The sequence below is a fragment of the Xenorhabdus cabanillasii genome (genome assembly GCF_003386665.1).
In the GTDB taxonomy this organism is placed as follows: Bacteria; Pseudomonadota; Gammaproteobacteria; order Enterobacterales; family Enterobacteriaceae; genus Xenorhabdus; species Xenorhabdus cabanillasii.
In genome coordinates this window covers 3,563,095-3,588,959 of sequence record NZ_QTUB01000001.1, presented here as the reverse complement: position 1 = coordinate 3,588,959, position 25,865 = coordinate 3,563,095, and the positions used below count along the sequence as shown (strand labels likewise).

Genomic DNA, 25,865 nt, shown 5'->3' with positions numbered 1-25,865 from the left:
TGATGGATTTCAATTTGCAGTGAACAAAGCAAGCAGATTGGGGTGTGCAGGGTAATAAACGTTTTATCGGAGATATTTTCATGGCAGGTCATAGTAAGTGGGCCAATACGAAACATCGTAAAGCTGCGCAGGATGCAAAACGCGGTAAAATCTTCACCAAAATTATCCGCGAGTTGGTAACCGCTGCACGTCTGGGCGGAGGTGATCCTGCTTCTAACCCACGTCTTCGTGCTGCAATCGACAAAGCACTGTCCAACAACATGACTCGTGATACTTTAAACCGCGCTATTGCCCGTGGTGTTGGTAACGACGAGTCAGATAATATGGAAACTATCATTTATGAAGGTTATGGCCCGGGTGGTACTGCTGTAATGGTCGAATGCCTGAGCGATAACCGTAATCGTACAGTTTCTGATGTTCGTCACGCATTTACCAAAACGGGTGGTAATCTGGGGACTGACGGCTCTGTTGCCTATCTGTTCACCAAAAAGGGCGTGATTTCTTACGCACCGGGTCTGGATGAAGATGCTGTAATGGAAGCGGCTTTGGAAGCAGGTGCTGATGATGTTGAAACTTATGATGATGGTGCGATCGACGTCTACACTACACCAGAGACTTTTGGTGATGTCAAAGACGCACTGGATGCAGCAGGTTTCAAGGCGGATTCTGCTGAAGTTTCTATGATCCCATCTACCAAAGCGGAACTGGATGCGGAAACTGCGCCTAAATTGCTTCGTCTGATTGATATGCTTGAAGATTCTGACGACGTTCAAGAGGTTTACCATAATGGTGAAATCTCTGATGAAGTTGCAGCTCTGCTGTAATCAACATCAGGATTCACAGCGTAGAGAAAGTGCATCTTGTGTCAGGGCACTTTCTCTAACGTTTTATTGCATGCTTTTTTATTCCATCTTTTTTTATTCCATACTACAGGTGAATAAATAGATATGGCGGTTATTCTTGGTATTGACCCTGGTTCCAGAGTGACAGGGTATGGTGTTATCCGCCAGCAGGGACGACAACTTATTTATCTAGGTAGTGGTTGCATTCGAACAAAAGTTGATGATCTTCCCAGTCGTTTGCAGCGGATCTATGCAGGAATTACCGAAATTATTACCCAATTCCAACCTGATGCTTTTGCAATAGAGCAAGTTTTTATGGCAAAAAATGCAGATTCCGCCTTGAAACTGGGGCAGGCTCGTGGTGTAGCGATTGTGGCTGCGGTTAATGAATCCATTCCTGTATTTGAGTATGCGGCGCGTCAAGTCAAACAGACAGTTGTTGGAACTGGTGCAGCAGATAAAAGCCAGGTTCAGCATATGGTACGTTCGATGCTGAAACTATCGGCCAATCCACAGTCTGATGCGGCAGATGCCTTAGCGATTGCAATTACACATTGTCATCTGAGCCAAAATTTACTCCGTGTAGGCAATCCACGGTTAAATTTGACGCGAGGGCGTCTGAAATAACTTTGGCTGGATATACGTCCAGCTTTTTTTATGCTATAAGCTGTATCGGATCATTTATTTTTATTTTCAGGGGGTAAATAGTGATAGGGCGTTTGAGAGGAACTGTATTGGAAAAACAGCCACCATTGGTTTTATTGGAAACGAATGGTGTAGGTTATGAAGTTCATATGCCAATGACCTGTTTCTATGAACTACCTGAAATCGGCCAGGAAGCGATTTTATTTACTCAATTTATTGTACGTGAAGATGCTCAATTATTATATGGTTTTAATGATAAGCAAGAGCGTGCACTTTTCCGCGAACTGATTAAAGTCAATGGTGTCGGGCCGAAACTGGCGCTGGCGATCCTTTCTGGTATGTCTGCCCAGCAATTCGTGACAGCTATTGAGCAGGAAGCGATTACTTCTCTGGTTAAACTGCCCGGAGTCGGTAAAAAAACAGCAGAAAGGTTAGTGGTAGAAATGAAAGATCGCTTTAAGGGGCTTAAGGGTGATCTGTTTAATCAAAATAATGACATTAATTTGCCAGCGGCAACTCAGGCGGCCAATTCTGATGCTGATATTGAAGCAGAAGCAGCGGCAGCATTAGTTTCATTGGGATATAAATCGCAGGAAGCCAGCCGGATGGTCAATAAAGTCGCTAAACCGGGTACAGATTGTGAAACACTGATCCGGGAAGCGCTTCGTGCGGCTCTGTAATTGCAGGAGTTAAGTGATGATTGAAGCTGACCGTCTGGTCTCAGCAGAAGTTCTGCAAGATGATGAAGCTATTGATCGTGCTATCAGGCCTAAATTGTTGTCTGAATATGTTGGTCAACCTCATGTTTGTGAGCAGATGGAGATCTTTATTCAGGCTGCGCGGCAGAGGGGAGACGCGCTGGATCATCTGCTGATTTTTGGCCCGCCCGGATTGGGCAAAACCACCCTGGCAAATATTGTTGCCAACGAAATGGGGGTTAATCTCCGCACAACTTCAGGGCCGGTATTAGAAAAAGCAGGGGATCTTGCCGCCATGTTGACAAACCTTGAACCTCATGATGTTCTGTTTATCGATGAAATCCATCGTTTGTCTCCGGTTGTAGAAGAAATTCTTTATCCGGCAATGGAAGATTATCAGCTGGATATTATGATTGGAGAAGGCCCGGCAGCCCGTTCAATCAAAATTGATCTACCTCCGTTTACCTTGGTCGGGGCAACAACACGTGCAGGATCTTTGACTTCTCCCTTGCGCGATCGGTTTGGTATTGTGCAACGCCTTGAATTTTATAATGTGGATGACTTGCAAAGCATCGTTTCCCGCAGCGCCCGTTATATGGGATTAAATATTTCAGATGATGGAGCAAGGCAAATTGCGATGCGCTCCCGTGGAACTCCTCGTATAACAAACCGCTTGCTGCGTCGGGTACGTGATTTTGCTCAGGTAAAAGGTGATGGTTCCGTTAACGGCGACATTGCCGCGAAAGCCCTTGATATGCTAAGCGTGGACTCAGCGGGCTTTGATTACCTTGACCGTAAGTTGCTGGTTGCCATTATTGATAAATTTATGGGGGGGCCGGTTGGTTTGGATAACCTTGCGGCAGCAATTGGTGAAGAGCGGGAAACGATAGAGGATGTTTTGGAGCCTTTCTTGATCCAGCAAGGGTTTATTCAGCGGACACCACGAGGCCGTATTGCAACCAATCATGCTTATCGACACTTTGGCTTAAGTAAAGAAAGCGAGTAAAAACTACTCTAATATGGAATGGCGATTACACAAAATTGTAAGCAATGTCTTCTGTTAGAGTAATAAAAATTTTTCTTAAAGGATAGTTAAGGGACTTCTGACATAAAACATTAGTTCGTTAAGAATATAATATTATCAAGGTATTGTATCGTTGAGTAACTAAATTTGGTTTTGTATACAAAAATAACTAACGTGTACATAAGAGTCATGCTATCGTAATAAGGGTGATAGCAATGCCACACAGCTTTTTGACTTCTTAAGCCTCGCAATTGCGGGGTTTTTTATTTGCATACATAATCAAAGGGAAAAATATGAAAAAAACACTGAGTGTTATCATTTTCAGCATCGTTTCTTTTAATGCCTTAGCACAGCAGGGTGGTTTTGTTTCCCCAGACAGCACTGGTTATTCTCAGGGTGGATTCAAAGGCCCAACTTTTGGCCTGACCAGCGTTGCGAAAGCAAAATCCCTTCATGATGACTCATGGGTTGTTCTGGAAGGTAACATTGTTAAACAGATTGGTCACGAACTCTATGAGTTCAGGGATAACAGCGGCTCTGTTTATGTTGATATTGATGACAAAATCTGGCTGGGTCAGACGATCACTCCGACCGATAAAGTTCATATCGAAGGCGAAGTGGACAAGGACTGGAACAGTATTGAGATTGATGCCAAAGTTATCCGCCTTGTGAAATAACACAGGTGTTTTGAATACAGCCTCGCAATTGCGGGGCTTTTTACTTTTAATAAATTAATGTGAATATTTTATTGTGTCGATACTTTTATCTTGAAATTTGGTCTTAAAGAAAAAGGGTCATCATCATTAAGATCATAACCCTTGTGTTTATCTAATCAGAGAATCGAGATTTTTCTATTAACCTGAGTGATTAATTTCTTGCTTTACACGTTAAACTCAATGCAAATAACACGGCAGCACAAAGTACAACAGAAGGCCCTGCTGGTGTGTTATAAAACGCAGATAAAGTTAACCCGCCGGTAACAGAGAGCATACCTATACCAATAGCACAAACTGCCATTTGTTCGGGGGTACGAGAGAAACGACGAGCCGTTGCTGCCGGGATAATTAACAGAGAGGTGATAATCAGTGCGCCGACGAATTTCATTGCCAGCCCGATAGTCAGTGCAGTAACCAGCATCAACAACACCCGTAACCGCTGAATATGAATACCATCGACAAAAGCCAGATCCTGACTGACTGTCATCGATAGTAAAGCACGCCATTGCCATACCAATAACCCCGCAACAGTTGCAACACCTGCTGAAATTATCCAGAGATCCTCATAAGTCACAGAGAGTAAATCACCGAATAAATAAGCCATCAGATCAACCCGGATGCTGGTCATAAAGCTGACAACCACTAAGCCTAATGACAAGGCACTATGGGCCATGATCCCCAGCAGGGTATCAACAGCGAGTTGTGGGCGTTTTTCCAGCCAGACTAAAATAACGGCCAATATCAGCGTAACAGCAATAACAGCATAAAATGGATTAATATTTAATAAAAATCCGAATGCCACACCGAGCAATGATGCATGTGCCAGTGTATCGCCAAAGTAGGACATTCTGCGCCAAACGACAAAAGATCCAAGAGGCCCTGCGGCAATTGCCAATAAAATTCCGGCCAGCCAACCCGGAAATAGTAGTTCGATCATTAACGTGGCTCTCCACCCTTTTTCAAAATAATTTTTCCTCTTAGATCGTGATGATGATTGTGATGATGGCGATAAACTGCCAGTTGTTCGGCACCATGACGACCAAACATCGCAATAAATTCTGGATGCATGGATACCACTTCAGGAGTACCTGAACAGCAAATGTGTTGATTAAGGCACAAAACCTCGTCTGTTTTTGCCATCACTAAGTGCAGGTCATGAGATACCATAAGGACAGCACAATTAAGTTCTGTTCTGATTTGATTGATTAAATCATAAAGTGCTAACTGACCATTCACATCCACACCTTGTGTCGGTTCGTCAAGAACCAGAAGTTGAGGATGATTGAGTAACGCTCTGGCAAGTAAAACCCGTTGGGTTTCTCCCCCTGATAGCTTCTGCATGGGGTATTGCAATAAATGTGTGGCTTTGACTCGTTCCAAAACAGGGGTGATATCTGCTGATTTAACGCCCGGTTTTAGCATCATGAAACGTTTAACGGTCAAAGGTAAGGTGGGATCAAGATTAAGTTTTTGCGGGACATATCCTATCTTTAACGTATAGTTGTGTTCAATAGTGCCGGAAGTAGGGCGAATTAAACCCAGAACGACGCGTACTAACGTTGATTTGCCTGCTCCATTGGGGCCGATTAACGTTAGGATCTTACCTTGTGTAAGGTTGAAAGAGATATTGTTTAATACCTTGCGGCTACCAAATTTAACCGTAACGTTTTTTAGGGTGATCATAGTTGACATGTTACATCACAGACATGTTAAAAGTGTCTTGCAGAATCATTGGAATGTTATAATATAACAATTTTGGATTCAATGCATGGAATATTCATATTATGTTACACAAACCACAAAAATACGCGCATACATTTTTTCGCCAGGCAGCATTGGTTACTGTATTAACAGTGGGTATTAATTACTCTGCTCAGGCAGATGTCGTCACATCTATCCGACCACTAGGCTTTATTGCTGCCGCGGTTGCTGACGGTGTAACAGATACTCAGGTGCTTTTACCTGATGGAGCTTCCCCACATGATTACGCTTTAAGGCCTTCAGATATCCGCAAACTTAATCAGGCGGATTTGGTTGTCTGGATTGGCCCGGATATGGAAACATTTTTAGCAAAGCCAATAGAAAAAATTGCACAGAATAAACAATTGGAATTGGCTGGTTTACCTACTATTAAACCTCTATTACTAAAAAATAGCGAAGATGAACATGATTCAAATGAATCGAATCAGCATAAACATGAAACCGATCACGAACATCACCACCACGGCCAATATAATATGCATATTTGGCTGTCACCAGAAATTGCTGAGAAAGCCGCTCAGGCGATATATTCCCGGCTTGTTGAGCAGTATCCTCAACAGAAACAACAACTAGAAGTAAACCTACGTAAATTCAATGGACAGCTTGTACAAACTAACAAGAATATTAGCCATATTCTGCAACCCGTGTTAGGACAGGGATATTTCGTTTTTCATGACGCTTATGGTTACTTTGAAAAACACTATCAGTTGTCACCATTGGGTGTTTTTACTGTGAACCCTGAAATACAACCTGGTGCGCAAAGACTACATTACATACGAACACAATTGGTTGAGCAAAAAGCAAAGTGTATTTTTGCTGAACCTCAATTCAGGCCAGCCGTCATTCATGCCGTAGCAAAAGGTACTAATGTGCGTATTGGAACACTTGACCCATTGGGAAGTGGCATCGTATTGAATAAAGACAGTTATATGAAATTTATAACTCAACTGTCGGAGCAATACCTTGGCTGCCTGAATTAGTATAATAAGGAATTTTATTAGTGCAGCAGATAGTTAAAACTATCGTTCTGGTATATAACAACCTGCCTAAGCCACACAAGATCATGCTTGGTTCTCTGACTTTGGTTACTTTGGCTGTAGCTGTGTGGCGGCCGGTTGTTTATCACGAACAAGAAGAAAGAATGGAAAGAACGGGGAACATTATCCTCACAACTCCCGATAGTATCCCTGATGCGACAGATGACACGATAGGTGATGGTAATGAACAATTCTCGGATGAGGGAATCAGGGATGAGGAGAGTGGCACTGATACAACGGCAAATATTCCCCACCAGTACGTTGTTTCCAATGGTGATACTCTCAGTTCTATTTTAAACCAGTTTGGTATAGATTCGTCTGATATCGCTTTGTTAGCAAATCAAAATAAGGCCCTGCGTGATTTAAATATTGGTCAGTCATTATCATGGACTATTGACGATAATGGCAGTCTGAAAACGTTAACTTGGGGAGTATCGCGTCGTGAAACACGCATTTATACCCGTGAGGGTGATGTTTTCAAAGAGACAAAGGAATATCAGAAGGGAGAATGGATAAATAGTGTCATTACAGGTGCTGTGGATGGCAGTTTCACGGGAAGTGCTTTGTCGGCTGGTTTAACCAGTAGTGAAGCAAGGGAAGTGACCAAAGCATTACAATGGCAGATAGATTTCCGTCGATTACGTAAAGGTGATCAGTTTTCTGTATTGATGTCCCGTGAAATGCTTGATGGGAAAAGTGAACAGAGCCAACTATTGGGTGTTCGTTTGCAAAGTGGCGGTAATAATTATTACGCTTTCCGTGCAGAAGATGGTCGCTTCTACGATAGTAACGCATCAGGTTTGGAACGTGGTTTCTTACGTTTTCCAACAACAAAACAATTCAGGGTATCTTCTCCTTTTAATCCTCGTCGTTTAAATCCTGTCACAGGACGGGTTACAGCTCATAAAGGGGTTGATTTTGCTATGCCTGTAGGAACGCCCGTTTTGGCTGTTGGTGACGGAGAAGTTATCGTTGCCAAATTTGATGGTGCCGCAGGCAACTTCATCGCCATTAGACATGGTCGCCAATATACAACCCGATATATGCATATGAGAAAACTGTTGGTGAAACCTGGTCAGAAAGTGAAGCGTGGAGAACGTATTGGCTTATCAGGTAATACTGGTCGTTCAACAGGCCCTCACTTACACTTTGAGTTTTGGGATAATCAGCAACCCGTTAATCCGCTTACTGCAAAACTGCCTCGTTCGGGCGGATTAAGTGGTAAAGAACGTTCGGAATATATCGCGATGGTTAAAGAGGTTAAACCAAAACTGTCGTTGAATTAAAAAGCTCAGGTTACTAACACATAAAGCGGATGATTGATATCATCCGCTTTATGTTATTTTTGTTGAAAACAAACATACCTGGGAACAGATATATTAGGAAAAAATACATTGAAAGCGGGTATTGGAAGTCTATGTCGGAACCATCAGAGTTAGCTCATGAATAGAGAGAAAGATACAGATAGTAAATTGGGTTACATCCCAACGTTTCATTTATCTTATTTGCATCCTCGTTATTGGGGGCTTTGGGCTGGTGTAGGGATATTGGCGGGCTTAGCTTATATCCCGGTTAAATGGCGTGATCCATTTCTGGCCAGAATTGGTATCTGGGCAGGCAGAAAAGCAAAAAGTGCCCGGCAAAGAGCGAAAATTAATCTTCTGTATTGCTTTCCTGAACTGTCGGAACAGCAGCGTGAAATATTAATCGATAAGATGTTCGCCACAGCACCACAATCTTTTGTCATGCTGGCGGAACTTTATTTGAGAGGTGCAGTGTCTACGCTTAAGCGAACTCAGTGGTATGGTGAGGAGATCATTCACGCTTTAAAAGAGCAGGGCAAGAATGTGATTTTTATGGTTCCACATGGTTGGGCTGTGGATATTCCTGCTATGTTATTAGCCGCTCGTGGGCAGACAGTATCAGCAATGTTTCATCATCAGAGCAATCCGGTAGCAGATTATCTGTGGAACAAGGCTCGTTACCATTTTGGCGGGCGTCTTCATTCTCGTGATGCGGGAATAAAGCCCTTTATTGCATCAGTACGTCAGGGATTCTGGGGGTATTATCTGCCTGATCAGGATCATGGCGAAGAGCACAGCGAGTTTGTTGATTTTTTTTGCGACTTATAAAGCAACGTTGCCTGCTGTCGGTCGTTTGATGAAAGTTTGTAGGGCTGCCATTGTTCCTCTGTTCCCGGTTTATAATTGTGAAACTCACCAGTTGGATATTTATATTCGCCCACCTATGGATGATATCGCAGGGCAGGATGATGCTTATATTGCCCGCCGTATGAATCAGGAATTGGAAGAGTTGGTAAAGCCTAACCCTGAACAATATACCTGGATATTGAAACTACTCAAGACACGGAAAGAAGGGGATATCGAGCCTTATAAAAGGAATGATCTCTGATCTGGTCATTGAAAGGGGCAGTATGTTGCCCCTGAATTTTTACTTCTATTTCATGCACTTTCTTTAGTTTATTCCCGCATAGCGTAGTAGTGCCGTTATGAGCGTGGCTGCCAGAATCACTATAATCAGTGGCACTTTTCTCCAGGCAAGAAATACTGCAATAGCCACACCTATTACGCGTGCCATACCAGCAAAATGTTCACCTTCGTAAAAAGTGGCGGCAAGTGCTACAGAGAATAACAACGTGGTTGCAGCATCGGAAAGAAGGGCCTGAGAACGTTCAGATAATGTAAGCCTGTTCCCCAGTTTTGCTCCACCGAAGCGCATTAAATAAGTACCTAGCGACAGAATCGCAATACCAATAATAATCAGGGTATAGTCTGCCATTATTTTTTCCTCGCCAGTAAACCCAGTAGTGACAGCAATACTGGTAACCCCACTGGTACAAAAGGTATGGCAGAAAGTGAAATTGCCGCGCCACTAGAAGCGCGAATAAGCGAGGTTTTATTTTTGAATGAAGGGATCACCATTGCCAGCAAAATTGTCGGGAAAACAGCGTCCAGACCAATAGTTTCTGGCGCTGGAATAAATTTGCCAACCGTACTGCCAATTAGAGTGCCGAGTGGCCAGAGTATGGCGACACCGATACCACATAGCCAGTATGCAGCCTTACGTTGTTCGGCAGTTGCTTGCGACATTCCGAATACCACACTTTCATCGTTCATAATATGGCTGCCTAAAAACTTTGCCATGCGATTTCCGACTAATTCGCGTACTGCCACCCCAAAGGGTAAATGGCGGGCATTCACTAATAAACCCGCTGCGGCCGCTGCAAGTGGATTACCACCGCTGGCAACAATACCAATAAACATAAATTCGGATGCTCCTGCCAGCACTAAAATAGATAAGGTAACAGGAACCCATAAAGGAAAACCATAAGCGGTAGCCAGTGAACCGTAAGAAACACCAACCACACCTACAGCCAGACAAACTAGAAATATCGCTTTTTTAATGTCTCCTTTCAGGCAGGAGAAGAAATGGTGAGTGAACATCTATTTTTACCCATATCGAACTAAATTTCATTATAATGGACAAAATAAAAATGCAAATCAAGACGAACATTTTGTTCGTTTTAATGAACATTGGAGCCATAATATGACACAGCCAATCAGCATAATTGCGAAGAGCTTAGCTCGTGAGCGTGCACGCATTGGCCTTTCTCTGGCAGAGGTTGCCCGGCGTGCGGATATTGCAAAATCTACGTTGTCACAATTGGAGGCGGGTAACGGGAACCCCAGTCTTGAAACACTCTGGGCATTGTGTGTAGCGTTGAATATTCCTTTTGCCCGTTTGCTGGAGCCACAAAGTAACAAAACGCAGGTGATTAGACGTGGTGAGGGCACTAAAATAACAGCAGAGCAGGCGAACTATCAGGTAGTTTTACTGGCAACTTGCCCACCGGGTGCGCGTCGTGACATTTATCTGTTGATGACTCAGCCGGGAGCAGATCGCGTTTCTAAACCACATCCACCAGGTTCAGTGGAGCACATTATTGTCACTAAAGGCCGGGCATTTGTCGGGCCAACAGAAGCACCAGAAGAATTAAATGAAGGTGATTACATCTGCTATCCGGCAGATCAGGAACATGTATTCGAAGCGCTGGAGCCGGATACACAGGCGATTCTGGTAGCTGAACAGAATTAATACATTCTGCGCGCTACTTTCAGAAGCGCGCAGAATAATTTTCTTAACTATTCTATTTAATTCACTTTCTTATTCTACTTCGAGCACCCGGCAGGTATTGGTACTGCCGATAGTTCCCATTTGATCCCCTTGAGTAACCAGCACTAAATCTCCGGAAGTTAAATAACCTCTATCACGCAGGCGACTGACAGCTTCACTTGCTGCGGCGATACCATCAATGTGGTCGCTACAATAAACCGGAGTAACACCACGGTATAATGCAGTGCGATTCAGGGTAGATTCATGGCGTGACATGGAGAAAATAGGTAAGCCGGAACTGATACGAGACATCATGCGCGCTGTACGGCCTGATTCGGTCATGGCAATAATCGCTTTGACGCCTTTTAGATGATTGGCTGCATACATGGCAGACATCGAAATAGCTTCTTCAATGCTGTCGAATGTAATATCCATACGGTGTTTGGATACATTGATGTCCGGCATTTTTTCTGCGCCCAGGCAGACTTGAGCCATTGCCGCGACAGTTTCTGCCGGATATTGACCTGAAGCAGTTTCCGCAGACAGCATCACCGCATCAGTACCATCAAGTACAGCGTTGGCGACGTCCATAACTTCTGCGCGTGTTGGCATCGGGTTAGTGATCATGGATTCCATCATCTGGGTTGCTGTGATTACGACACGATTCAGTTGACGGGCACGACGAATCAACTTTTTCTGAACACCGACCAACTCAGGATCACCAATTTCAACACCTAAATCGCCACGAGCTACCATGACAACATCTGATGCCAGAATGATTTCGTCAATGATTGCATCGTTGCTGACAGCTTCAGCGCGCTCAACTTTGGCAACAATTTGTGTTTCGCAACCGGCATCACGTGCCAGGCGTCGGGCATAATTCAGATCTTCAGCAGAACGGGGGAAAGAAACAGCAAGATAATCAACCCCAATTTTTGCGGCAGTGATGATATCTGCTTTGTCTTTTTCTGTCAGTGCTTCGGCGGATAAACCACCCCCCTGTTTATTGATACCTTTGTTATTGGAAAGAGGGCCACCCACAGTAACTTCTGTAAACACTTTCATGCCCTGAACATCCAGGACTTTTAATTGAACCCGGCCATCATCCAGTAACAGGATATTACCGGGCGTCACATCGGATGGTAATCCTTTGTAATCAATTCCGACTTTTTCTTTATCACCTTCGCCTTTGCCCAGATTAGCATCAAGCAGGAATTTATCTCCGACATTCAGAAATATTTTTCCTTCTTTAAAGGTAGAAATACGTATTTTGGGACCCTGGAGATCACCAAGGATAGCTACGTGGCAACTCAAACGAGCGGCAATTTCCCGCACTCTATTTGCGCGCTGGATATGATCTTCTGCTGTACCATGAGAAAAATTAAGGCGGACAACATTGGCTCCCGCATTGATCACTTTCTCTAAGTTGTTGTCACGATCTGTAGCAGGGCCAAGTGTAGTGACGATTTTAGTTCTTCTGAGCCGTCTGGACATGTATTAACTCCGTTGACCTGTGAAGTATGGATTTCTGATTACCGTGAGATAACTATGCAACTTTTTTTGATTATCAACCCCATAATATAAATGATACTGACGGGGATAAACTTTCCATTATGCTATCAGGCTGGAGAGTTGATAAATAGTGAACAAAAACACAGTCTATTTCCCTGCTTTAGTCATGCTTATCAAATCGCGAATCTCGTAATGCTTCTTTGACTTTCTTCAAGTTATCTCGGAATTTTGAGCCCCGGCGTAATGTAAAACCCGTTGCCAGTACATCAATGATGGTCAGTTGAGCAATTCGGGAAACCATTGGCATATAAATATCAGTGTCTTCGGGAACATCCAGCAGAATAGAGAGGCTGGCTTCTTGTGCCAGTAGTGAACCTGTTGACGTGATGGCGATAACAGTTGCGTCATTTTCACGAGCCAGTCTGGCGAGCTCCACCAGATTTTTAGTACGGCCTGTATGGGAAATAAGTACAACAACATCACCTTCAGTACTGTTGATACAGCTCATCCGTTGCATAACGATATCATCAAAATAGCTGACAGGGATGTTAAAGCGGAAAAATTTGTTCATGGCATCATGCGCTACGGCAGCAGATGCCCCTAAACCAAAAAAAGAGAGTTTCCTTGCTTGTGTCAGTAAGTCAACGGCCCGGTTAATGGCTGTGATATCTAGATTACTTTTGATCGTTTCCAGATTAGCCATTACCGATTCAAAAATTTTATTGGTATAAGATATGACGCTGTCACTTTCTTCCACATTGCGATTCACATAAGGTGTGCCATTCGCCAGACTTTGTGCCAGATGTAATTTGAAATCAGGAAAGCCTTTAGTATTCAGGCGATGACAAAAGCGATTAACCGTAGGTTCACTGACATTCGCCATTTTTGCCAGCGTGGCAATACTTGAGTGGATGGCAGTATGTGGTGAATCAAGAATGACCTGCGCAACCTTTTTTTCAGACTTACTCAAAACATCAAGACTATTTTGGAGTTGTTCTAGTATGTTCATAAGACGCAGTTCAACCTCGGTTTTAACGATTTCATTAACAGGAGAAATCTATGTAATTTTTGTGAAAATATACTACTTGTTACTGAAAGCTGGCAGAGGGAAAAGTAAATAACTTGATATTTTTCATGAAAATATGACAAACATCTAACTTTCAATTTGGTAAGATTACTTCTTATGCGCTGTGAATTTTCAATTAATTGCCGCTTTCCTATACAAATATCATTCATAATACAATATGAAATATAAAAATTTATGCACAGAAAGCAGGGAAATGAGATTCATGCAAGTCATCATTATCGAAGAATGAGGTGTTTACTGCATATAATCAAAAGAGTACATTACCTGCGAGTTCTGTAAAAAAATTACAATATCCCGTAATTGAGGAGATGCAACATGGCGGTGACGTCTACAGCTCAGGCTTGTGATTTGGTGATTTTTGGGGCGAAAGGAGACTTAGCACGCCGGAAATTGATGCCTTCCCTTTACCAGTTGGAAAAAGCGGGTTATATCCATCCGGATACCCGGATTATCGGGGTCGGTCGCGCTGACTGGGATAAAAAAGCCTATACAAAGGTAGTTGAGGAAGCGTTAACAACATTTATGTCCGAAAAACTGGATGCGGAATTGTGGAAGAAACTCAGTTCACGTCTGGAATTTTGCAATTTGGATGTGAATGAAACAGAACATTTCACCCGGCTGGCGAAAATTCTCAACCAGGATAAATTGCCGGCTATCCATTACTTCGCTATGCCACCCAGTACATTTGGTGCAGTATGTCATGGATTGGGCGCAGCGGGATTGAATCAAGAACCCAATCGTGTTGTGATGGAAAAACCACTGGGCACAGATCTCGCCTCTTCCCGTGCCATTAATGATGAAGTGGCAAAATATTTCAATGAAAATCAGATCTACCGGATTGACCATTATTTGGGTAAAGAAACGGTACTGAACTTGCTGGCATTACGTTTTGCCAATTCTCTGTTTGTTAATAACTGGGATCATCGCACGATAGACCATGTGCAAATCACAGTTGCCGAAGAGGTAGGTATTGAAGGGCGTTGGGGGTATTTCGATCAGGCCGGTCAGATGCGCGACATGATCCAGAATCATTTGCTGCAAATCTTGACTATGATTGCTATGTCACCTCCGTCTGATCTGTCCGCAGATCGTATTCGTGATGAAAAAGTTAAGGTATTGCGTTCATTACGCCGGATTGATCAAACCAACGTGCGGGAAAAAACCGTTCGCGGACAATACACCGCTGGTTTCGTGCATGGTAAAAAAGTGCCGGGTTATCTGGAAGAAGAGGGCGCAAATAAGGCCAGTAAAACTGAAACATTTGTCTCCGTTCGTGTTGATATTGATGACTGGCGTTGGGCAGGTGTTCCTTTCTACCTGAGAACAGGTAAGCGTTTACCGGCAAAATGCTCTGAAGTTGTGGTTTATTTCAAAGAGCCGCCATTGAATCTGTTTGCTGAGTCCTACCAACAGCTACCGCAGAATAAACTAACGATCCGTTTGCAGCCGGATGAAGGTATTGATATTGAAGTCTTGAACAAAGCGCCGGGGCTGGAGCACAAACACCGTTTGCAGACAACTAAGCTTGATTTGAGTTTCTCTGAAACATTCAATCAAACCCATCTTGCTGATGCTTATGAACGCTTGCTGCTGGAAGCAATGCGCGGTATTCAGGCGCTATTCGTCCGTAGGGATGAAGTGGAAGAAGCCTGGAAATGGGTTGATTCCATCATGGATGCTTGGGCAGCGGATAACGAACCACCAAAACCTTATCAGGCAGGAACCTGGGGGCCAGTTGCTTCCATTGCCATGATCACCCGTGATGGACGTTCATGGAACGAATTTGAATAACACACTGTATTTTTTACTATTATAGTGTCTGATATAGTATCTGACTGCAATCGCAGTCAGATCTTCTGCCATTTATTCTTTTTCAATTTCTTGAAATACTTCACATTTAAAAAATTTCTATCCGAATTTTGTCACTCATTTCTGAACCTGTTAATTCAAAGAAATTTATCCTGACTATAGGAATAAAAAATAGTTACAATATATTATTTTTTACTATAACATATTGCAAACCTATTTGACGGATATTCATAGATATGGCACATTATAAAAAATCATAGAAAATAAAGTAGTAAAATATTATCCTTCACTTTATAACATTAATACGTCTTCAGTATTGGCATTAAATAGCTATAGGGAATGTTATTTATATTAATAAATATTTTTGACTCTATTAATTTGTTAATATAAATATTAATTTTTTGAGGTTGTTATGAAAAAAAATATCATGATTGTTTTTGGTCTTGATGATAAGAGAAGGGATTATTTAAAAAAATTATACAATCAGAACAGTAGTAAAGATGATAATGTATATATAACTATAGATCTTTTGAATCATGCAATAGGGCTGGATTTTAATAGGGAAAAAGTTTTTGATGTGTTTAATAATCTTATAAAGAATGGGGGAGTGTCTCCATATTTGTTAAAACAAGAAGACAAAAGTCATTCCCTCATGGTTTTTTATTGTTATATGTCTTATATCAGTAAAGGAAGTAAACGTGACGATTATACATTGACACAATTAGAAATGAATAAATTTAGTTCTATGATATCAGTCAATGCCATTTATTATATGTTGAATAGCTGGAGTATGTTTTTAAAAAGAAATTTTTATATGATATCACATCATGATACTTTTATCCGGAGGGAGGAAAACCGTAATAAATATGGTAGTGGGAAATTTTATGATGACTATAAGGCGAGTTTCTTAGCAAAGAATGCTGGATTTGAATATATATGTCAAAGGCATGAGCAAGATGAAAACACAAAAAAAGGAATGGTAGTAGATAATAGGGACAGAGAAACATGGAATAGACTTAAAAATAATTCTCTTACTCTTGGTGTTTTTAAGAATTATATTAAAAGTGATGAAAAGGGAATTAAAAAAATTTTAAATCTCGAAAAGAAAATACAAGGAACAAAAGATAATACTAGTGAAGATTTTTCACACATGGATATGATCAATACGGCTTTTTTGAAATCTTATTGGAGGAAGATATCGAAATTGGCTATTGACTGGATTGAGGAGGAAGCTAAAAAAGAAGATTCACCAATTAAAGGGTTAAGGTTTTATATGGAGAATAATAATTGCTTAGAGAAACATGACGTAAAATCTAATATAGATGAAAGGAAATTTCATTCTAATTGGCGACATTGTGATTATAGTGATATTGCTTCTAAGGATCATTGTTCTCCAATTACCTATTCAGAATTGAGGTATGCAAGAAAATTGATGAACAGAGATCCAAAACACCATATAGAGTTAGATTGTATTGAAGATAAAAGCATTTTTAATCGTATTAAGAAATTTTTTGATTGAAATTCAGTGAGAATGATTAGAAAAAGTAAGAGTAGAATATGCGTGATGATAACAAAAAAACTTGGCATAGCCAGTGGGCGTTAAATCGTGAACAGGTAAATCGAATAAAAGACAGGTGCGGAAGTAGAATAGACGTCAAAGATCAGTGGCTTTCTGAACGAATAAAGAGTTATGACAAAGATGCACCAGAAGATGCGTTAACAAGCTTGCGTGCAATTTATGAAAAAAGAGCCAGAATAATCAACCACAACTGCCTGGATGAATTTGATACTACCCACAAACCAAGAGCCGGAAAGCTTAAACCTCATTACCAGCAGCCACACGAAAGTTTAGATAAAATATATATACTTGAGCGGGTTTGTCCTGAATCCAAAGCACCTAAACGACATTGGTCTAAGTTAAGTATATTTAAACAATGTTGGTCTGGAGCAGAGCAAGAACAAAAGCAACCAGCTGAAAATTATTGTTATGTGATGAAAAGGATGGACTCAGTAGAGACTCATATTCCTGATGGGCTTTACCTGTACGTTATATATTCTGATATGCCCCGGCTCGTTATATGCAGTGCTTATGATTCCAAAAGGCCTTTGGTTGGTCATACTTCACTGATCAAAGGCAGGATTTTATGGTATCACCATGATGCCAGTCAGCCACTCCCAAACGATGATGACATTGATTATACAAGATATCCTGTATTATTGGCTGGAGAGCTTTATTTCACAGGGGGCATATTAACCAAGTGGAATAATCGGAGTGGACATTATCGTCCCAGAAAGTCTCCTGTGTTAGAGTTTGGTGCTACAGATCATATCTTGCCTCGCAAACTGTTTCAGCCAACTGAAACGGGTTAGTTGTTTAGATTAAAATCTTGCCCGCCAATTGTGTTTATCGCTTGAATATGCTAGATATATAGGGCAATTAATTACACCACCAATATGAGGGTTCGTAGTATATCACACAGTGATTATCGTGTGACGAAAGAATAAAATATCATGAATAACGCCAAAAGCGTCAAAATTCAACGTAGTGCTAAAATCCAAAGTAATACTCACGTCTTATTTCTCTCTGCAATCTTATCCAGTGAACACTATTGGTGCGGCGCACTTTAGGGTGTTTCTCCTGTTAACCGGTTTCCTCCGGAAAATAGTTATTTATTAGTCACTTAATTTTTTTGCCAAAACATCAAGCTATCAAGCTCATTTTGATATCGCATTTTCAGATGATTTTATTGGCATTAATGGTTTGATGTCTTGGCATACTTATAAGGTATGTTCAGGAGAAAAAATGATTTATTGGATATTTCTTGCACTGGCGATTGTGACAGAAGTCATTGGTACGTTGTCCATGAAGCAAGCCAGTGTTTCCGGTGATTTTACCGGTATGCTCGTGATGTATACTATGATCACAACGTCTTATATTCTATTGGCAATCGCGGTTAAAAAAGTCGCTTTAGGAGTGGCCTATGCCTTATGGGAAGGGATCGGTATTCTTTTCATTACGGCCTTTAGCGTGATGTGGTTTGACGAATCACTCTCGTCCATGAAAGTGGGAGGACTGTCGCTATTGATAGTCGGAATAGCACTGATTAAAGCGGGAACCAAAAAAGCGCCAAAACCACAAATGAAAGAAAAGGAGGCATGAATATGTTGACACATTTTGAATGGTGGCATGCTGCTTTTTTAATTTTGGCCGTTTTTTTGGAAATTGTGGCGAATATTTTATTGAAGCTTTCCAATGGTTTTCAGCGCTTCTGGATTGGGGTTTTATCGCTGGTGGCAGTTTTAGGCGCGTTTAGTGCATTGGCACAAGCAGTAAAAGGTATTGAACTTTCCATCGCGTATGCACTCTGGGGAGCATTCGGAATTATTGCCACAGTTGCGGCAGGCTGGATCATGTTTAATCAACGTCTGAACTTTAAAGGTTGGGGAGGAATTGTGTTATTGTTGATCGGTATGATTATGATCAAAATGGCATAAGTTCAGTCCATAAAATCTACAAAATGGCATTGAATGAGCAGATCTTTTTCAATGCCATAAATCAAATGTGACGTTTAGATAGCAGCGATAATCTTGATTTCCACTTTGTATTTTGGGTTCATCAGTTCAGCCTGAACAGTACAACGCACAGGGGCACTTCCCGCAACAACCCAGGCATCCCATGCTGCATTCATGCCGCCAAAATCGGCTTTATCTGCCAGAAAAATCGTGGCATCAATGATTTTACTCTTGTCAGAGCCCAGACGCTGCAACATGATATCAATTGCAGCCAGTGTATCGGCTGTTTGCTCAGTAATGTCCCCATCCAGATTTTCTGGCACACTGGTATAATAAATCGTGTCATTGTGGATAACCGCTTCTGACCAGCGGGTATCCGGATCAATGTGTTCAATAGTCATTAAATCTCCTGTTAATTTATACAGTTTTTATACTGAATTGGCTGGTGATTGCTATTCAGTCTTGGCATAATTCTGCCTTATTTTATTGAAAACTACTTTTAATTAAAGAAAATCATCTTCATATTGGCCGGCAGAATCACCAGCAAGGCAAGAGCCGGTACGCACGTGGCTACGGTAGCAAAGAACAGAAGCGGATTGCCTATGATGCCGGAAGAATCGGTGAGATTGATATGAACCCGCAGAAAGCTGCGGGTTGAAAGGCATCAAAATTTATTATATCTCCTCAAGATAATTTGACGCATAGCGTGATTCTATTTTTACATCAACAAGGAAATTGCCTGAGTTATCGAAATATCGGCCTTGATCATCAGAGAACATAAGTATCAATTCGCCATCTACGGGAACTGTCTTATGAAGTACGCCATTACCAATTTTGTACATTTTGTTCCCGATTTTTGCAATGAGGGTGTATCTTGTTCCTGTGTATTGATGGATGCTACCTTGAGGTGCGGACAACATATTATTGTCGTAACCGTATTTTATCCATCCTCTGGCAATAATAGATATTATATCTCCTGTCTTAAGTAAAAGACCTGTGGGTTGACCTTGCTCAAGGTTAGCCGGAACAGTTCCAGACCAATCATACATAGTATTACCTCCAACATTCTGTCTTAGGAATGGTTTTGTTAGAAATACCTGTAATATGAAATAGAAATAATTTAGTTTTAAATTTTGCAATTCTCAATGCTTAAGTTATGTAATGTGTTTATCATTTATTTTAACTGTTTTTTAAGGTTATTCTTATTATTATATTAAATTTTTACTAATTGATTTTTGTTGGTGTGAGTAAATAGTTTTCTTATTGATTTGTCTTGATGTATTTTGAGGTTTTTATATAAGCCAATTAAGATTTGTTAACTATCTATTTAAATTTTTAACTTTCTGTTTAAAATAATTTTTATAATCTAAAGTCGATAGCTGAAAATAACCTATATGATATTAGAAATTGTCATCTCAGCATTTAATTAATGATGGGATAATAATGAATAAAAAATGTTTACAATTGCCACATGGAAAAGATACGGGAGTATCCCGCACGTAAAAGGGCAGATTTCTGCCCTATAGCAATAGTGATAGCAATTTCCTTTCCTCATTGTCGCCTTGAAAATGATCCCGGTTTTTTCTGCCTGATAGTGTAAAATCAACTGCTATATACCATATCGAGTGTTGCACATATTTGTGTGCATACATATAGATGTATATGTGTTCTATTTTTTTATTTTTTGTTTATATTGATTATTTTATAGTAAGTTCATTTGAAAGAGACGATCTGTGTCAGACGATTTTGTGAAAAATGGCGTACTTGCCAAAGCCATACAAGGTTTCAAACCCCGTGATGCTCAGCGGGAAATGTCTTCTGCCATTACAGCAGCAATTCAAAAGCAACAGCAATTAGTGGTAGAAGCGGGTACTGGAACGGGAAAAACTTTTGCTTATCTGGTGCCCGCATTGCGTTCGGGCAAGAAAGTGATTATTTCCACAGGCTCCAAAGCATTACAGGATCAGCTCTATAATCGTGATCTGCCCGCTATCGCTGATGCGTTGAAATTTTCTGGTCGTTTGGCGTTATTAAAAGGGCGTTCAAATTATTTATGTCTTGAGCGTCTTGAACAGCAATCAATGGGTGGCTCTCAGCTTGAGCCTGAAATGCTATCAGAAGTGATTAAGCTGAAAAGCTGGTCATCTCAAACTGAAGATGGAGATACCAGCCGTTGTCATCAGATTGCCGAAGACAGTGCTGTCTGGGCATTGGTAACAAGTACTAACGATAATTGTCTTGGCCGGGATTGTCCGAGTTATCAGGAGTGTTTCGTTCTGAAAGCCCGCCGCAGGGCGATGGAGGCAGATGTTGTTATCGTCAACCATCATCTGTTTATGGCGGATGTGGTCGTCAAAGATACCGGGTTTGGTGAATTAATTCCACGGGCAGAGGTGATGATTTTTGATGAGGCTCATCAAATCCCCGATATTGCCAGCCAATACTTTGGTCAGCAACTGAGTAGTCGCCAATTGCTGGATTTATCACGGGATATCATCATAGCTTATCGCACTGAAGTCAGGGATCAGGCTCAATTACAGAAAAGTGCAGATCGCCTGAGTCAAAGTACACAGGATTTTCGTTTATCACTCGGAGAAAATAGTTATCGGGGTAATTTCCGTGAAGCATTGCAACAACAGCATATAAAGCGTGCATTGGTGCGATTGGATGATGCACTGGAGCTTTGTTATGACGTAATGAAACTCTCTTTAGGACGTTCAGCGATGCTGGACGCTGCCTTTGAACGAGCAACGATCTACCGTAATCGTCTCAAGAGGCTGATTGATGTTGAAATACCTAATTATAGTTATTGGTTTGAAAGCTATGGCCGGCATTTTTTATTAGCATTAACGCCTTTGTCTGTGTCCGAAAAATTCAGTGAAATGATCCGTGAACAAGCTGGTTGTTGGATTTTCACATCGGCAACGTTATCGGTTAATGAGCAGCTTGAACATTTCATGGCACGTTTGGGGTTAAAACAGGCTCAGACATTACTCCTTCCTAGTCCGTTTGATTATCAACGCCAAATGTTATTATGCGTTCCTCGTCATTTGCCATCGCCTAATCAGCATGGCGGAGCGAAATTGTTGGCTGGTATGTTAAAGCCGTTAATCGAAAGCAATAAGGGCCGCTGTTTTTTCCTGTGTACTTCCCACCAAATGATGCGCTGTCTGGCAGAAGAGTTCCGGGCAAACATGACCTTACCAGTATTAGTACAAGGTGAAACCAGTAAGGGACAATTGTTATCTCAGTTTCTTGCTGCGGGTAATGCTTTGTTAGTGGCGACTGGCAGTTTCTGGGAAGGGGTAGATGTGCGGGGTGATGCTTTATCTTGCGTCATTATCGATAAATTACCATTTACAGCACCGGATGATCCACTCCTTAAAGCGCGGATTGAAGATTGTCAGCTTAAGGGTGGTGATGCTTTTAATGAAATCCAGATCCCTGATGCGGTACTCAGCCTGAAGCAGGGTGTCGGTCGTTTGATCCGTGATGTTGATGATTATGGTGTGGTGGTTATTTGTGATAATCGATTGGTAATGCGCCCGTATGGTGAAGTTTTTCTCAATAGTCTGCCTTCATCTCCCCGTACACGAGATTTGTCGAAAGCCGTGGCATTTCTTAAATCCCGCCAATCAGAGCCAGGGTAAAATCTTTGGGGGTATGATAGTATAACCCTTTATCTTGAATTCTATTCTTGCCGGAGTTAAGGCATGTCCATACGGATTTTATCTATTGATACAGCAACCGAAGCTTGTTCTGTTGCACTTTGGAATGATGGCCACATTGAGGCACAGTTTGAGATTTCCCCACGGGAACACACTCAACGTATTCTGCCTATGGTAGAGGCAGTATTGTCCAAGAACGATATAAAATTACAACAACTGGATGCTTTAGCATTTGGTCAGGGGCCGGGGAGTTTTACTGGTGTGCGTATTGGTGTCGGTATTGCTCAGGGGCTGGCATTAGGGGCTGACTTACCAATGATCGGTGTCTCTTCTCTGAAAACGATGGCTCAGGGCGCATTTCGTCTGAAAAATGCAACAAATGTTTTGGTTGCTATTGACGCCCGTATGGGAGAAATTTACTGGGCGCAATATACCCGTAATGAACAAGGCGAATGGTTGGGGAATGAAACAGAGGCAGTTTTGAAACCTGAACGGGCGCAGTCCATTATGAATTCTTTAACAGGAGAGTGGGCGATAGCTGGAACGGGTTGGGAGGCTTACCCTCAGTTATTGGACAGCCATCTAACGTTAGTACCAGGTGACATAGCTTTACCTCATGCGGAAGATATGCTGCCTCTGGCAGTTCAGATGTGGAAAGCGGGGGAAGTGACGGCCGTTGAATCTGCGGAACCTGTTTATTTGCGTAATGAGGTAACGTGGAAAAAATTACCGGGTCGTTAACATGTTCAGGTAATTTGGGGAAGATGACATTGTGAGAGTTGCTTAAAGTTAATATAACTTGTGGCAGCAATTAATGTCCATGAAATATTAATGTTTATAATATATAGAACAGGCTGATTTTCCTGTATTGGAGGGGTTATGCTCAATGGAACACACTACCGATTAATATTGCAATCAATTGTATTTATAGGAGCAGTGATACTTACAGGTTGTGTATCAGTTCCTGACTCAATAAAAGGAACGACCAAAAATCCTGTAGAAGACTTACTTGTTGTCAAGAAAATACCGGATTCATACATAGGGCATGAAGGGAGATTCGGCGGAAAGGTATTGAGCGTCTTAAATGAGAAGGGACGGACAAGGTTGGAAATCTCTACTCTGCCATTGGAAAGTGATGCATCTCCACTTATCGGTAAACCTTCTCTTGGGCGACTTTATGCTTACGTGAATTCTTTTTTAGAGCCAAGTGATTTTCAGGATCATTACGTTACAGTTGTGGGTATTATCACGGGGTTGGAAAAAGGAAAAGTCGGGGATAGTCCGTATGATTATGTTGTGATGAATGTTAATGGTTTTAAACGTTGGGATGAGTTTCAGCGTGTTTCATTGTCTCCCTCCACAAATGGCATTTTGGGTTATTATGGTAACTCCTATTTTCCGGGGTGGAAGGAAGTCCACCAATTTTACGATTTTGACTGAGTAATTTTTTAAGTCTTAATTGAGTAACTGAAAAAAAAATGGTCTCGTGCCTGAAAATGTTATGGGGCCATTTTTATAATATACTCAAAGAGTAACTTATTCTCGCTGGAGAACGAATACCAAGGAAAGATATATTGTAAATAATAAAATGGTAAAAATCATAAAAATATTAATTAGCTGATGGAATGATGTAATATGAAATAAATCAAAGAACATCATAAATATTCCGGTAAAACTCATTTTTAATGCGCCTTGCAATGCACTGGCAGCACCTTTGTTTTCGGTTATATTTTCCATGCATAGCACTAAAGATAAGGGTGAGGAACAACCTGAAATTACAGCTAATAAAAAGGAAAATACAATGATATTAATCGGTGTTTTTAAATCTATAAATAAAAATAACAGAATAATTAACAAGTAAAATATAAGAGATAATAAATAAAGTTTTTTTGATGTTAATTTTATAAAACTTCGTCCAGTCAACCATGACCCAAAAATAATTCCAGAAGAATAGATAAGATAGAAGAGACTATTTTCTATAGGGTTAAAACCGAGTTTATTAAAGATATAAGGGGAAATTGAGTAATATCCTATTGTGTAGGAGAATATTAGTGATGATGCGATGCTGAATGCTACAAATTGTGTGTCCTTTGCCAGATAGACATAGGGAGTTAGAATATTTGATGGTTTTGACATTTTCAATTTTGTCTCTCTCATTGAGTATAAAACAATAATGAGTCCAATGGAATAAATAATAGCCAGAGTGAAAAATGATATATGCCAATTATATTTTATTTGGATCCAGCCACCGACGATGGGAGCAAGAGCCGGAGATATCTGGCTGGACATTGAAAAGTAAGAAAAAGCTTTTTTTAATTTTTTATTATCTTGAAATACATCAATAATAATGGCTCTTGATATAACAGTAAAACTTGCTGCACCAAATGCTGTAACTGCTCTGGATAAATAGAGATGGCTGATTTTTTCACTACAACCTGATAATAACAATCCAATAATTGAAATAAAAAAACCTGTAACGATGGCAGGCTTTCTACCGTAGCGATCACTAATACTTCCGTAAAAGAATTGAGAAATACCAAGTATTGCCATATAAACAACAATTAAGTTTTTCATACCTTCTTGTGACGTTCTTAATTCTTTTAAAATAAAAGGTAAAGAGGGGTTGAAAAAATCTACGGTCATTAAACCAATGATTAATAAAAAACAGGAGAAAAGAATCGTTTTTCGTTCGTTCACTATAATTCTCCCAGTTCTTTTATGCGAAATGCCTTAAATGAAAATGTAGTTTATTATGGTAGAGCTATTGGGAAAAATAATTTATATTTAAATAGAATGATAAACTAATTTTGTTCCGGTACAACCATAAATTTATCAATACAAGGTAAACAAAGCTGAATAATTTTTTAATAAAGCAAGTTTAATGGAAATATTCGATAATTAAAATTTTTCGAAATAGTCGATGATTTGAAATAAAGTCTGGGGTGATTTTTGTTCATTGAACAATCGCCAAATTAAGATAATTCACCAATTGAACCGAGTTAAGTGGATCATAACACCTATCACTTGTAATAAAAGTTGTCATATTTTAACTGGTTAGATAGTGTTCTTCTTCGTGGCTCGGTATAATCGTTTTTGGTCATGAAAACATGATATCAACTTGTCGTATTATGCAAATATTCTTCGTAGTATGTAATTACCCCTTAATAGTTATATGATTATTTTTATTATAACTATTCGGAATAATGAGGTGAGTTTTAGTCAAAAATAGCTAAATCAGTGTATAATTAATGACTTAGATATCTAAATATTAATTTTATTAGTAACTTGTTGATAAATAATAAAAAAATATGGCGGCATGAGCTGCCTTATTTTTTTGCAGCGATAAAGAAGTATTAAATTAGTGATGTGCATCGCCAACCTGAACAATGTTCCTTTTCAAACTGGTAAGCTGAGTTAAT

General features: G+C 40.7%; 28 protein-coding genes. 18 read left to right on the top strand and 10 right to left on the bottom strand.

What is annotated here, in order from left to right; translation table 11 throughout:
• Positions 1-80 precede the first annotated feature (80 nt).
• The 5 genes from BDD26_RS16070 (at position 81) to BDD26_RS16050 (ending at position 3,886) form a co-directional block, all read left to right on the top strand.
• Positions 81-824 carry a YebC/PmpR family DNA-binding transcriptional regulator gene (locus tag BDD26_RS16070; protein ID WP_038269405.1) on the top strand — a complete coding sequence of 248 codons (744 nt, stop codon included), beginning with the start codon at positions 81-83 and terminating at the stop codon, positions 822-824.
• A gap of 123 nt (positions 825-947) precedes the next feature.
• On the top strand, positions 948-1,469 hold the full coding sequence (gene ruvC / locus BDD26_RS16065) for a crossover junction endodeoxyribonuclease RuvC (protein ID WP_038269371.1): 522 nt from the start codon (positions 948-950) through the stop codon (positions 1,467-1,469).
• A gap of 80 nt (positions 1,470-1,549) precedes the next feature.
• Positions 1,550-2,167 (top strand): Holliday junction branch migration protein RuvA, encoded by a 618-nt coding sequence (ruvA, locus tag BDD26_RS16060; RefSeq protein WP_115827110.1) that lies wholly within the window; start codon positions 1,550-1,552, stop codon positions 2,165-2,167.
• Between the two features lie 16 nt (positions 2,168-2,183).
• Entirely contained in the window at positions 2,184-3,191 is a 1,008-nt protein-coding gene (gene ruvB / locus BDD26_RS16055; RefSeq protein ID WP_038269373.1) for a Holliday junction branch migration DNA helicase RuvB, read from the top strand.
• Between the two features lie 311 nt (positions 3,192-3,502).
• Positions 3,503-3,886 carry a YgiW/YdeI family stress tolerance OB fold protein gene (locus BDD26_RS16050; protein WP_038269375.1) on the top strand — a complete coding sequence of 128 codons (384 nt, stop codon included), beginning with the start codon at positions 3,503-3,505 and terminating at the stop codon, positions 3,884-3,886.
• A gap of 190 nt (positions 3,887-4,076) precedes the next feature.
• On the opposite strand, the gene znuB is transcribed toward BDD26_RS16050, so the two are convergent.
• Positions 4,077-4,862 (bottom strand): zinc ABC transporter permease subunit ZnuB, encoded by a 786-nt coding sequence (gene znuB, locus BDD26_RS16045; RefSeq protein WP_038269377.1) that lies wholly within the window; start codon positions 4,860-4,862, stop codon positions 4,077-4,079.
• The gene (gene znuC / locus BDD26_RS16040; protein ID WP_038269378.1) at positions 4,862-5,617 is read right to left on the bottom strand and encodes a zinc ABC transporter ATP-binding protein ZnuC; all 756 of its coding nucleotides are present in this window, start codon (positions 5,615-5,617) and stop codon (positions 4,862-4,864) included. The genes znuB and znuC overlap by 1 nt, the downstream gene beginning before the upstream one ends.
• Positions 5,618-5,709: 92 nt before the next feature.
• Between znuC and znuA the strand changes: the two genes are divergently transcribed.
• The 4 genes from znuA (at position 5,710) to BDD26_RS20875 (ending at position 9,135) form a co-directional block, all read left to right on the top strand.
• Entirely contained in the window at positions 5,710-6,666 is a 957-nt protein-coding gene (gene znuA / locus BDD26_RS16035; RefSeq protein ID WP_038269379.1) for a zinc ABC transporter substrate-binding protein ZnuA, read from the top strand.
• 20 nt (positions 6,667-6,686) lie between these two features.
• On the top strand, positions 6,687-8,009 hold the full coding sequence (gene mepM / locus BDD26_RS16030) for a murein DD-endopeptidase MepM (protein ID WP_038269381.1): 1,323 nt from the start codon (positions 6,687-6,689) through the stop codon (positions 8,007-8,009).
• Positions 8,010-8,165: 156 nt separating this feature from the next.
• Complete coding sequence (locus BDD26_RS16025) at positions 8,166-8,855, top strand: lipid A biosynthesis (KDO)2-(lauroyl)-lipid IVA acyltransferase (RefSeq protein ID WP_425330429.1); 690 nt, start codon at positions 8,166-8,168, stop codon at positions 8,853-8,855.
• Positions 8,833-9,135, top strand: coding sequence for an LpxL/LpxP family acyltransferase (locus BDD26_RS20875; RefSeq protein ID WP_425330428.1), 303 nt, complete (start codon positions 8,833-8,835; stop codon positions 9,133-9,135). Before BDD26_RS16025 ends, BDD26_RS20875 begins: the two co-directional genes overlap by 23 nt.
• Before the next feature lie 63 nt (positions 9,136-9,198).
• Here BDD26_RS20875 and BDD26_RS16020 read toward each other — a convergent pair whose 3' ends face one another.
• Positions 9,199-9,522 (bottom strand): AzlD domain-containing protein, encoded by a 324-nt coding sequence (locus BDD26_RS16020; protein ID WP_038269383.1) that lies wholly within the window; start codon positions 9,520-9,522, stop codon positions 9,199-9,201.
• Positions 9,522-10,187, bottom strand: coding sequence for an AzlC family ABC transporter permease (locus BDD26_RS16015; RefSeq protein WP_115827109.1), 666 nt, complete (start codon positions 10,185-10,187; stop codon positions 9,522-9,524). The genes BDD26_RS16020 and BDD26_RS16015 overlap by 1 nt, the downstream gene beginning before the upstream one ends.
• A 103-nt stretch (positions 10,188-10,290) precedes the next feature.
• On the opposite strand from BDD26_RS16015, the gene BDD26_RS16010 reads away from it, so the two are divergent.
• Positions 10,291-10,839: a helix-turn-helix domain-containing protein gene (locus tag BDD26_RS16010; RefSeq protein WP_038269406.1), complete on the top strand. Its 549-nt coding sequence runs from the start codon at positions 10,291-10,293 to the stop codon at positions 10,837-10,839.
• Between the two features lie 69 nt (positions 10,840-10,908).
• Here BDD26_RS16010 and pyk read toward each other — a convergent pair whose 3' ends face one another.
• Complete coding sequence (gene pyk, locus BDD26_RS16005; protein ID WP_115827108.1) at positions 10,909-12,351, bottom strand: pyruvate kinase; 1,443 nt, start codon at positions 12,349-12,351, stop codon at positions 10,909-10,911.
• Between the two features lie 178 nt (positions 12,352-12,529).
• Positions 12,530-13,378, bottom strand: coding sequence for a MurR/RpiR family transcriptional regulator (locus BDD26_RS16000; protein WP_038269387.1), 849 nt, complete (start codon positions 13,376-13,378; stop codon positions 12,530-12,532).
• A 393-nt stretch (positions 13,379-13,771) separates the two neighbouring features.
• Here BDD26_RS16000 and zwf point away from each other — a divergent pair, with 393 nt between their 5' ends.
• From zwf to mdtI, 5 genes are all read left to right on the top strand, one after another.
• Positions 13,772-15,247: a glucose-6-phosphate dehydrogenase gene (gene zwf, locus BDD26_RS15995; RefSeq protein WP_038269388.1), complete on the top strand. Its 1,476-nt coding sequence runs from the start codon at positions 13,772-13,774 to the stop codon at positions 15,245-15,247.
• Between the two features lie 430 nt (positions 15,248-15,677).
• On the top strand, positions 15,678-16,784 hold the full coding sequence (locus BDD26_RS15990) for a hypothetical protein (RefSeq protein WP_115827107.1): 1,107 nt from the start codon (positions 15,678-15,680) through the stop codon (positions 16,782-16,784).
• Between the two features lie 38 nt (positions 16,785-16,822).
• On the top strand, positions 16,823-17,635 hold the full coding sequence (locus BDD26_RS15985; protein ID WP_115827106.1) for a hypothetical protein: 813 nt from the start codon (positions 16,823-16,825) through the stop codon (positions 17,633-17,635).
• 433 nt (positions 17,636-18,068) lie between these two features.
• Entirely contained in the window at positions 18,069-18,425 is a 357-nt protein-coding gene (mdtJ, locus tag BDD26_RS15980; protein WP_038269393.1) for a multidrug/spermidine efflux SMR transporter subunit MdtJ, read from the top strand.
• A gap of 2 nt (positions 18,426-18,427) precedes the next feature.
• Positions 18,428-18,760: a multidrug/spermidine efflux SMR transporter subunit MdtI gene (gene mdtI / locus BDD26_RS15975; protein WP_038269394.1), complete on the top strand. Its 333-nt coding sequence runs from the start codon at positions 18,428-18,430 to the stop codon at positions 18,758-18,760.
• Between the two features lie 74 nt (positions 18,761-18,834).
• On the opposite strand, the gene BDD26_RS15970 is transcribed toward mdtI, so the two are convergent.
• From BDD26_RS15970 to BDD26_RS15965, 3 genes are all read right to left on the bottom strand, one after another.
• Entirely contained in the window at positions 18,835-19,179 is a 345-nt protein-coding gene (locus BDD26_RS15970; RefSeq protein WP_038269395.1) for a RidA family protein, read from the bottom strand.
• Between the two features lie 102 nt (positions 19,180-19,281).
• Complete coding sequence (locus tag BDD26_RS19615) at positions 19,282-19,446, bottom strand: hypothetical protein (protein ID WP_170140418.1); 165 nt, start codon at positions 19,444-19,446, stop codon at positions 19,282-19,284.
• Positions 19,447-19,452: 6 nt separating this feature from the next.
• Positions 19,453-19,827 (bottom strand): LecA/PA-IL family lectin, encoded by a 375-nt coding sequence (locus BDD26_RS15965; RefSeq protein ID WP_038269397.1) that lies wholly within the window; start codon positions 19,825-19,827, stop codon positions 19,453-19,455.
• Between the two features lie 684 nt (positions 19,828-20,511).
• On the opposite strand from BDD26_RS15965, the gene yoaA reads away from it, so the two are divergent.
• The 3 genes from yoaA (at position 20,512) to BDD26_RS15950 (ending at position 23,886) form a co-directional block, all read left to right on the top strand.
• On the top strand, positions 20,512-22,428 hold the full coding sequence (yoaA, locus tag BDD26_RS15960) for a DNA repair helicase YoaA (protein WP_115827105.1): 1,917 nt from the start codon (positions 20,512-20,514) through the stop codon (positions 22,426-22,428).
• A 63-nt stretch (positions 22,429-22,491) separates the two neighbouring features.
• Complete coding sequence (gene tsaB / locus BDD26_RS15955; RefSeq protein WP_115827104.1) at positions 22,492-23,187, top strand: tRNA (adenosine(37)-N6)-threonylcarbamoyltransferase complex dimerization subunit type 1 TsaB; 696 nt, start codon at positions 22,492-22,494, stop codon at positions 23,185-23,187.
• Between the two features lie 138 nt (positions 23,188-23,325).
• Positions 23,326-23,886 carry a Slp family lipoprotein gene (locus BDD26_RS15950; protein WP_115827103.1) on the top strand — a complete coding sequence of 187 codons (561 nt, stop codon included), beginning with the start codon at positions 23,326-23,328 and terminating at the stop codon, positions 23,884-23,886.
• Positions 23,887-23,982: 96 nt separating this feature from the next.
• Here BDD26_RS15950 and BDD26_RS15945 read toward each other — a convergent pair whose 3' ends face one another.
• Entirely contained in the window at positions 23,983-25,143 is a 1,161-nt protein-coding gene (locus BDD26_RS15945) for an MFS transporter (RefSeq protein ID WP_115827102.1), read from the bottom strand.
• Positions 25,144-25,865 lie beyond the last annotated feature (722 nt).

What these genes read in the sequence shown, in the direction of transcription:
- ruvB (WP_038269373.1), top strand. Translation starts at nt 2,184, where the DNA reads ATGATTGAAGCTGACCGTCTGGTCTCAGCAGAAGTTCTGCAAGATGAT.
- BDD26_RS15970 (WP_038269395.1), bottom strand. Translation starts at nt 19,179, where the DNA reads ATGACTATTGAACACATTGATCCGGATACCCGCTGGTCAGAAGCGGTT.
- BDD26_RS16000 (WP_038269387.1), bottom strand. Translation starts at nt 13,378, where the DNA reads ATGAACATACTAGAACAACTCCAAAATAGTCTTGATGTTTTGAGTAAG.
- BDD26_RS16015 (WP_115827109.1), bottom strand. Translation starts at nt 10,187, where the DNA reads ATGTTCACTCACCATTTCTTCTCCTGCCTGAAAGGAGACATTAAAAAA.
- BDD26_RS16010 (WP_038269406.1), top strand. Translation starts at nt 10,291, where the DNA reads ATGACACAGCCAATCAGCATAATTGCGAAGAGCTTAGCTCGTGAGCGT.
- BDD26_RS16020 (WP_038269383.1), bottom strand. Translation starts at nt 9,522, where the DNA reads ATGGCAGACTATACCCTGATTATTATTGGTATTGCGATTCTGTCGCTA.
- BDD26_RS16050 (WP_038269375.1), top strand. Translation starts at nt 3,503, where the DNA reads ATGAAAAAAACACTGAGTGTTATCATTTTCAGCATCGTTTCTTTTAAT.
- zwf (WP_038269388.1), top strand. Translation starts at nt 13,772, where the DNA reads ATGGCGGTGACGTCTACAGCTCAGGCTTGTGATTTGGTGATTTTTGGG.
- BDD26_RS15990 (WP_115827107.1), top strand. Translation starts at nt 15,678, where the DNA reads ATGAAAAAAAATATCATGATTGTTTTTGGTCTTGATGATAAGAGAAGG.
- BDD26_RS16070 (WP_038269405.1), top strand. Translation starts at nt 81, where the DNA reads ATGGCAGGTCATAGTAAGTGGGCCAATACGAAACATCGTAAAGCTGCG.
- mdtI (WP_038269394.1), top strand. Translation starts at nt 18,428, where the DNA reads ATGTTGACACATTTTGAATGGTGGCATGCTGCTTTTTTAATTTTGGCC.
- pyk (WP_115827108.1), bottom strand. Translation starts at nt 12,351, where the DNA reads ATGTCCAGACGGCTCAGAAGAACTAAAATCGTCACTACACTTGGCCCT.
- BDD26_RS15950 (WP_115827103.1), top strand. Translation starts at nt 23,326, where the DNA reads ATGCTCAATGGAACACACTACCGATTAATATTGCAATCAATTGTATTT.
- tsaB (WP_115827104.1), top strand. Translation starts at nt 22,492, where the DNA reads ATGTCCATACGGATTTTATCTATTGATACAGCAACCGAAGCTTGTTCT.
- znuB (WP_038269377.1), bottom strand. Translation starts at nt 4,862, where the DNA reads ATGATCGAACTACTATTTCCGGGTTGGCTGGCCGGAATTTTATTGGCA.
- BDD26_RS15965 (WP_038269397.1), bottom strand. Translation starts at nt 19,827, where the DNA reads ATGTATGATTGGTCTGGAACTGTTCCGGCTAACCTTGAGCAAGGTCAA.
- znuC (WP_038269378.1), bottom strand. Translation starts at nt 5,617, where the DNA reads ATGTCAACTATGATCACCCTAAAAAACGTTACGGTTAAATTTGGTAGC.
- znuA (WP_038269379.1), top strand. Translation starts at nt 5,710, where the DNA reads ATGTTACACAAACCACAAAAATACGCGCATACATTTTTTCGCCAGGCA.
- mdtJ (WP_038269393.1), top strand. Translation starts at nt 18,069, where the DNA reads ATGATTTATTGGATATTTCTTGCACTGGCGATTGTGACAGAAGTCATT.
- ruvC (WP_038269371.1), top strand. Translation starts at nt 948, where the DNA reads ATGGCGGTTATTCTTGGTATTGACCCTGGTTCCAGAGTGACAGGGTAT.
- BDD26_RS15985 (WP_115827106.1), top strand. Translation starts at nt 16,823, where the DNA reads ATGCGTGATGATAACAAAAAAACTTGGCATAGCCAGTGGGCGTTAAAT.
- BDD26_RS16025 (WP_425330429.1), top strand. Translation starts at nt 8,166, where the DNA reads ATGAATAGAGAGAAAGATACAGATAGTAAATTGGGTTACATCCCAACG.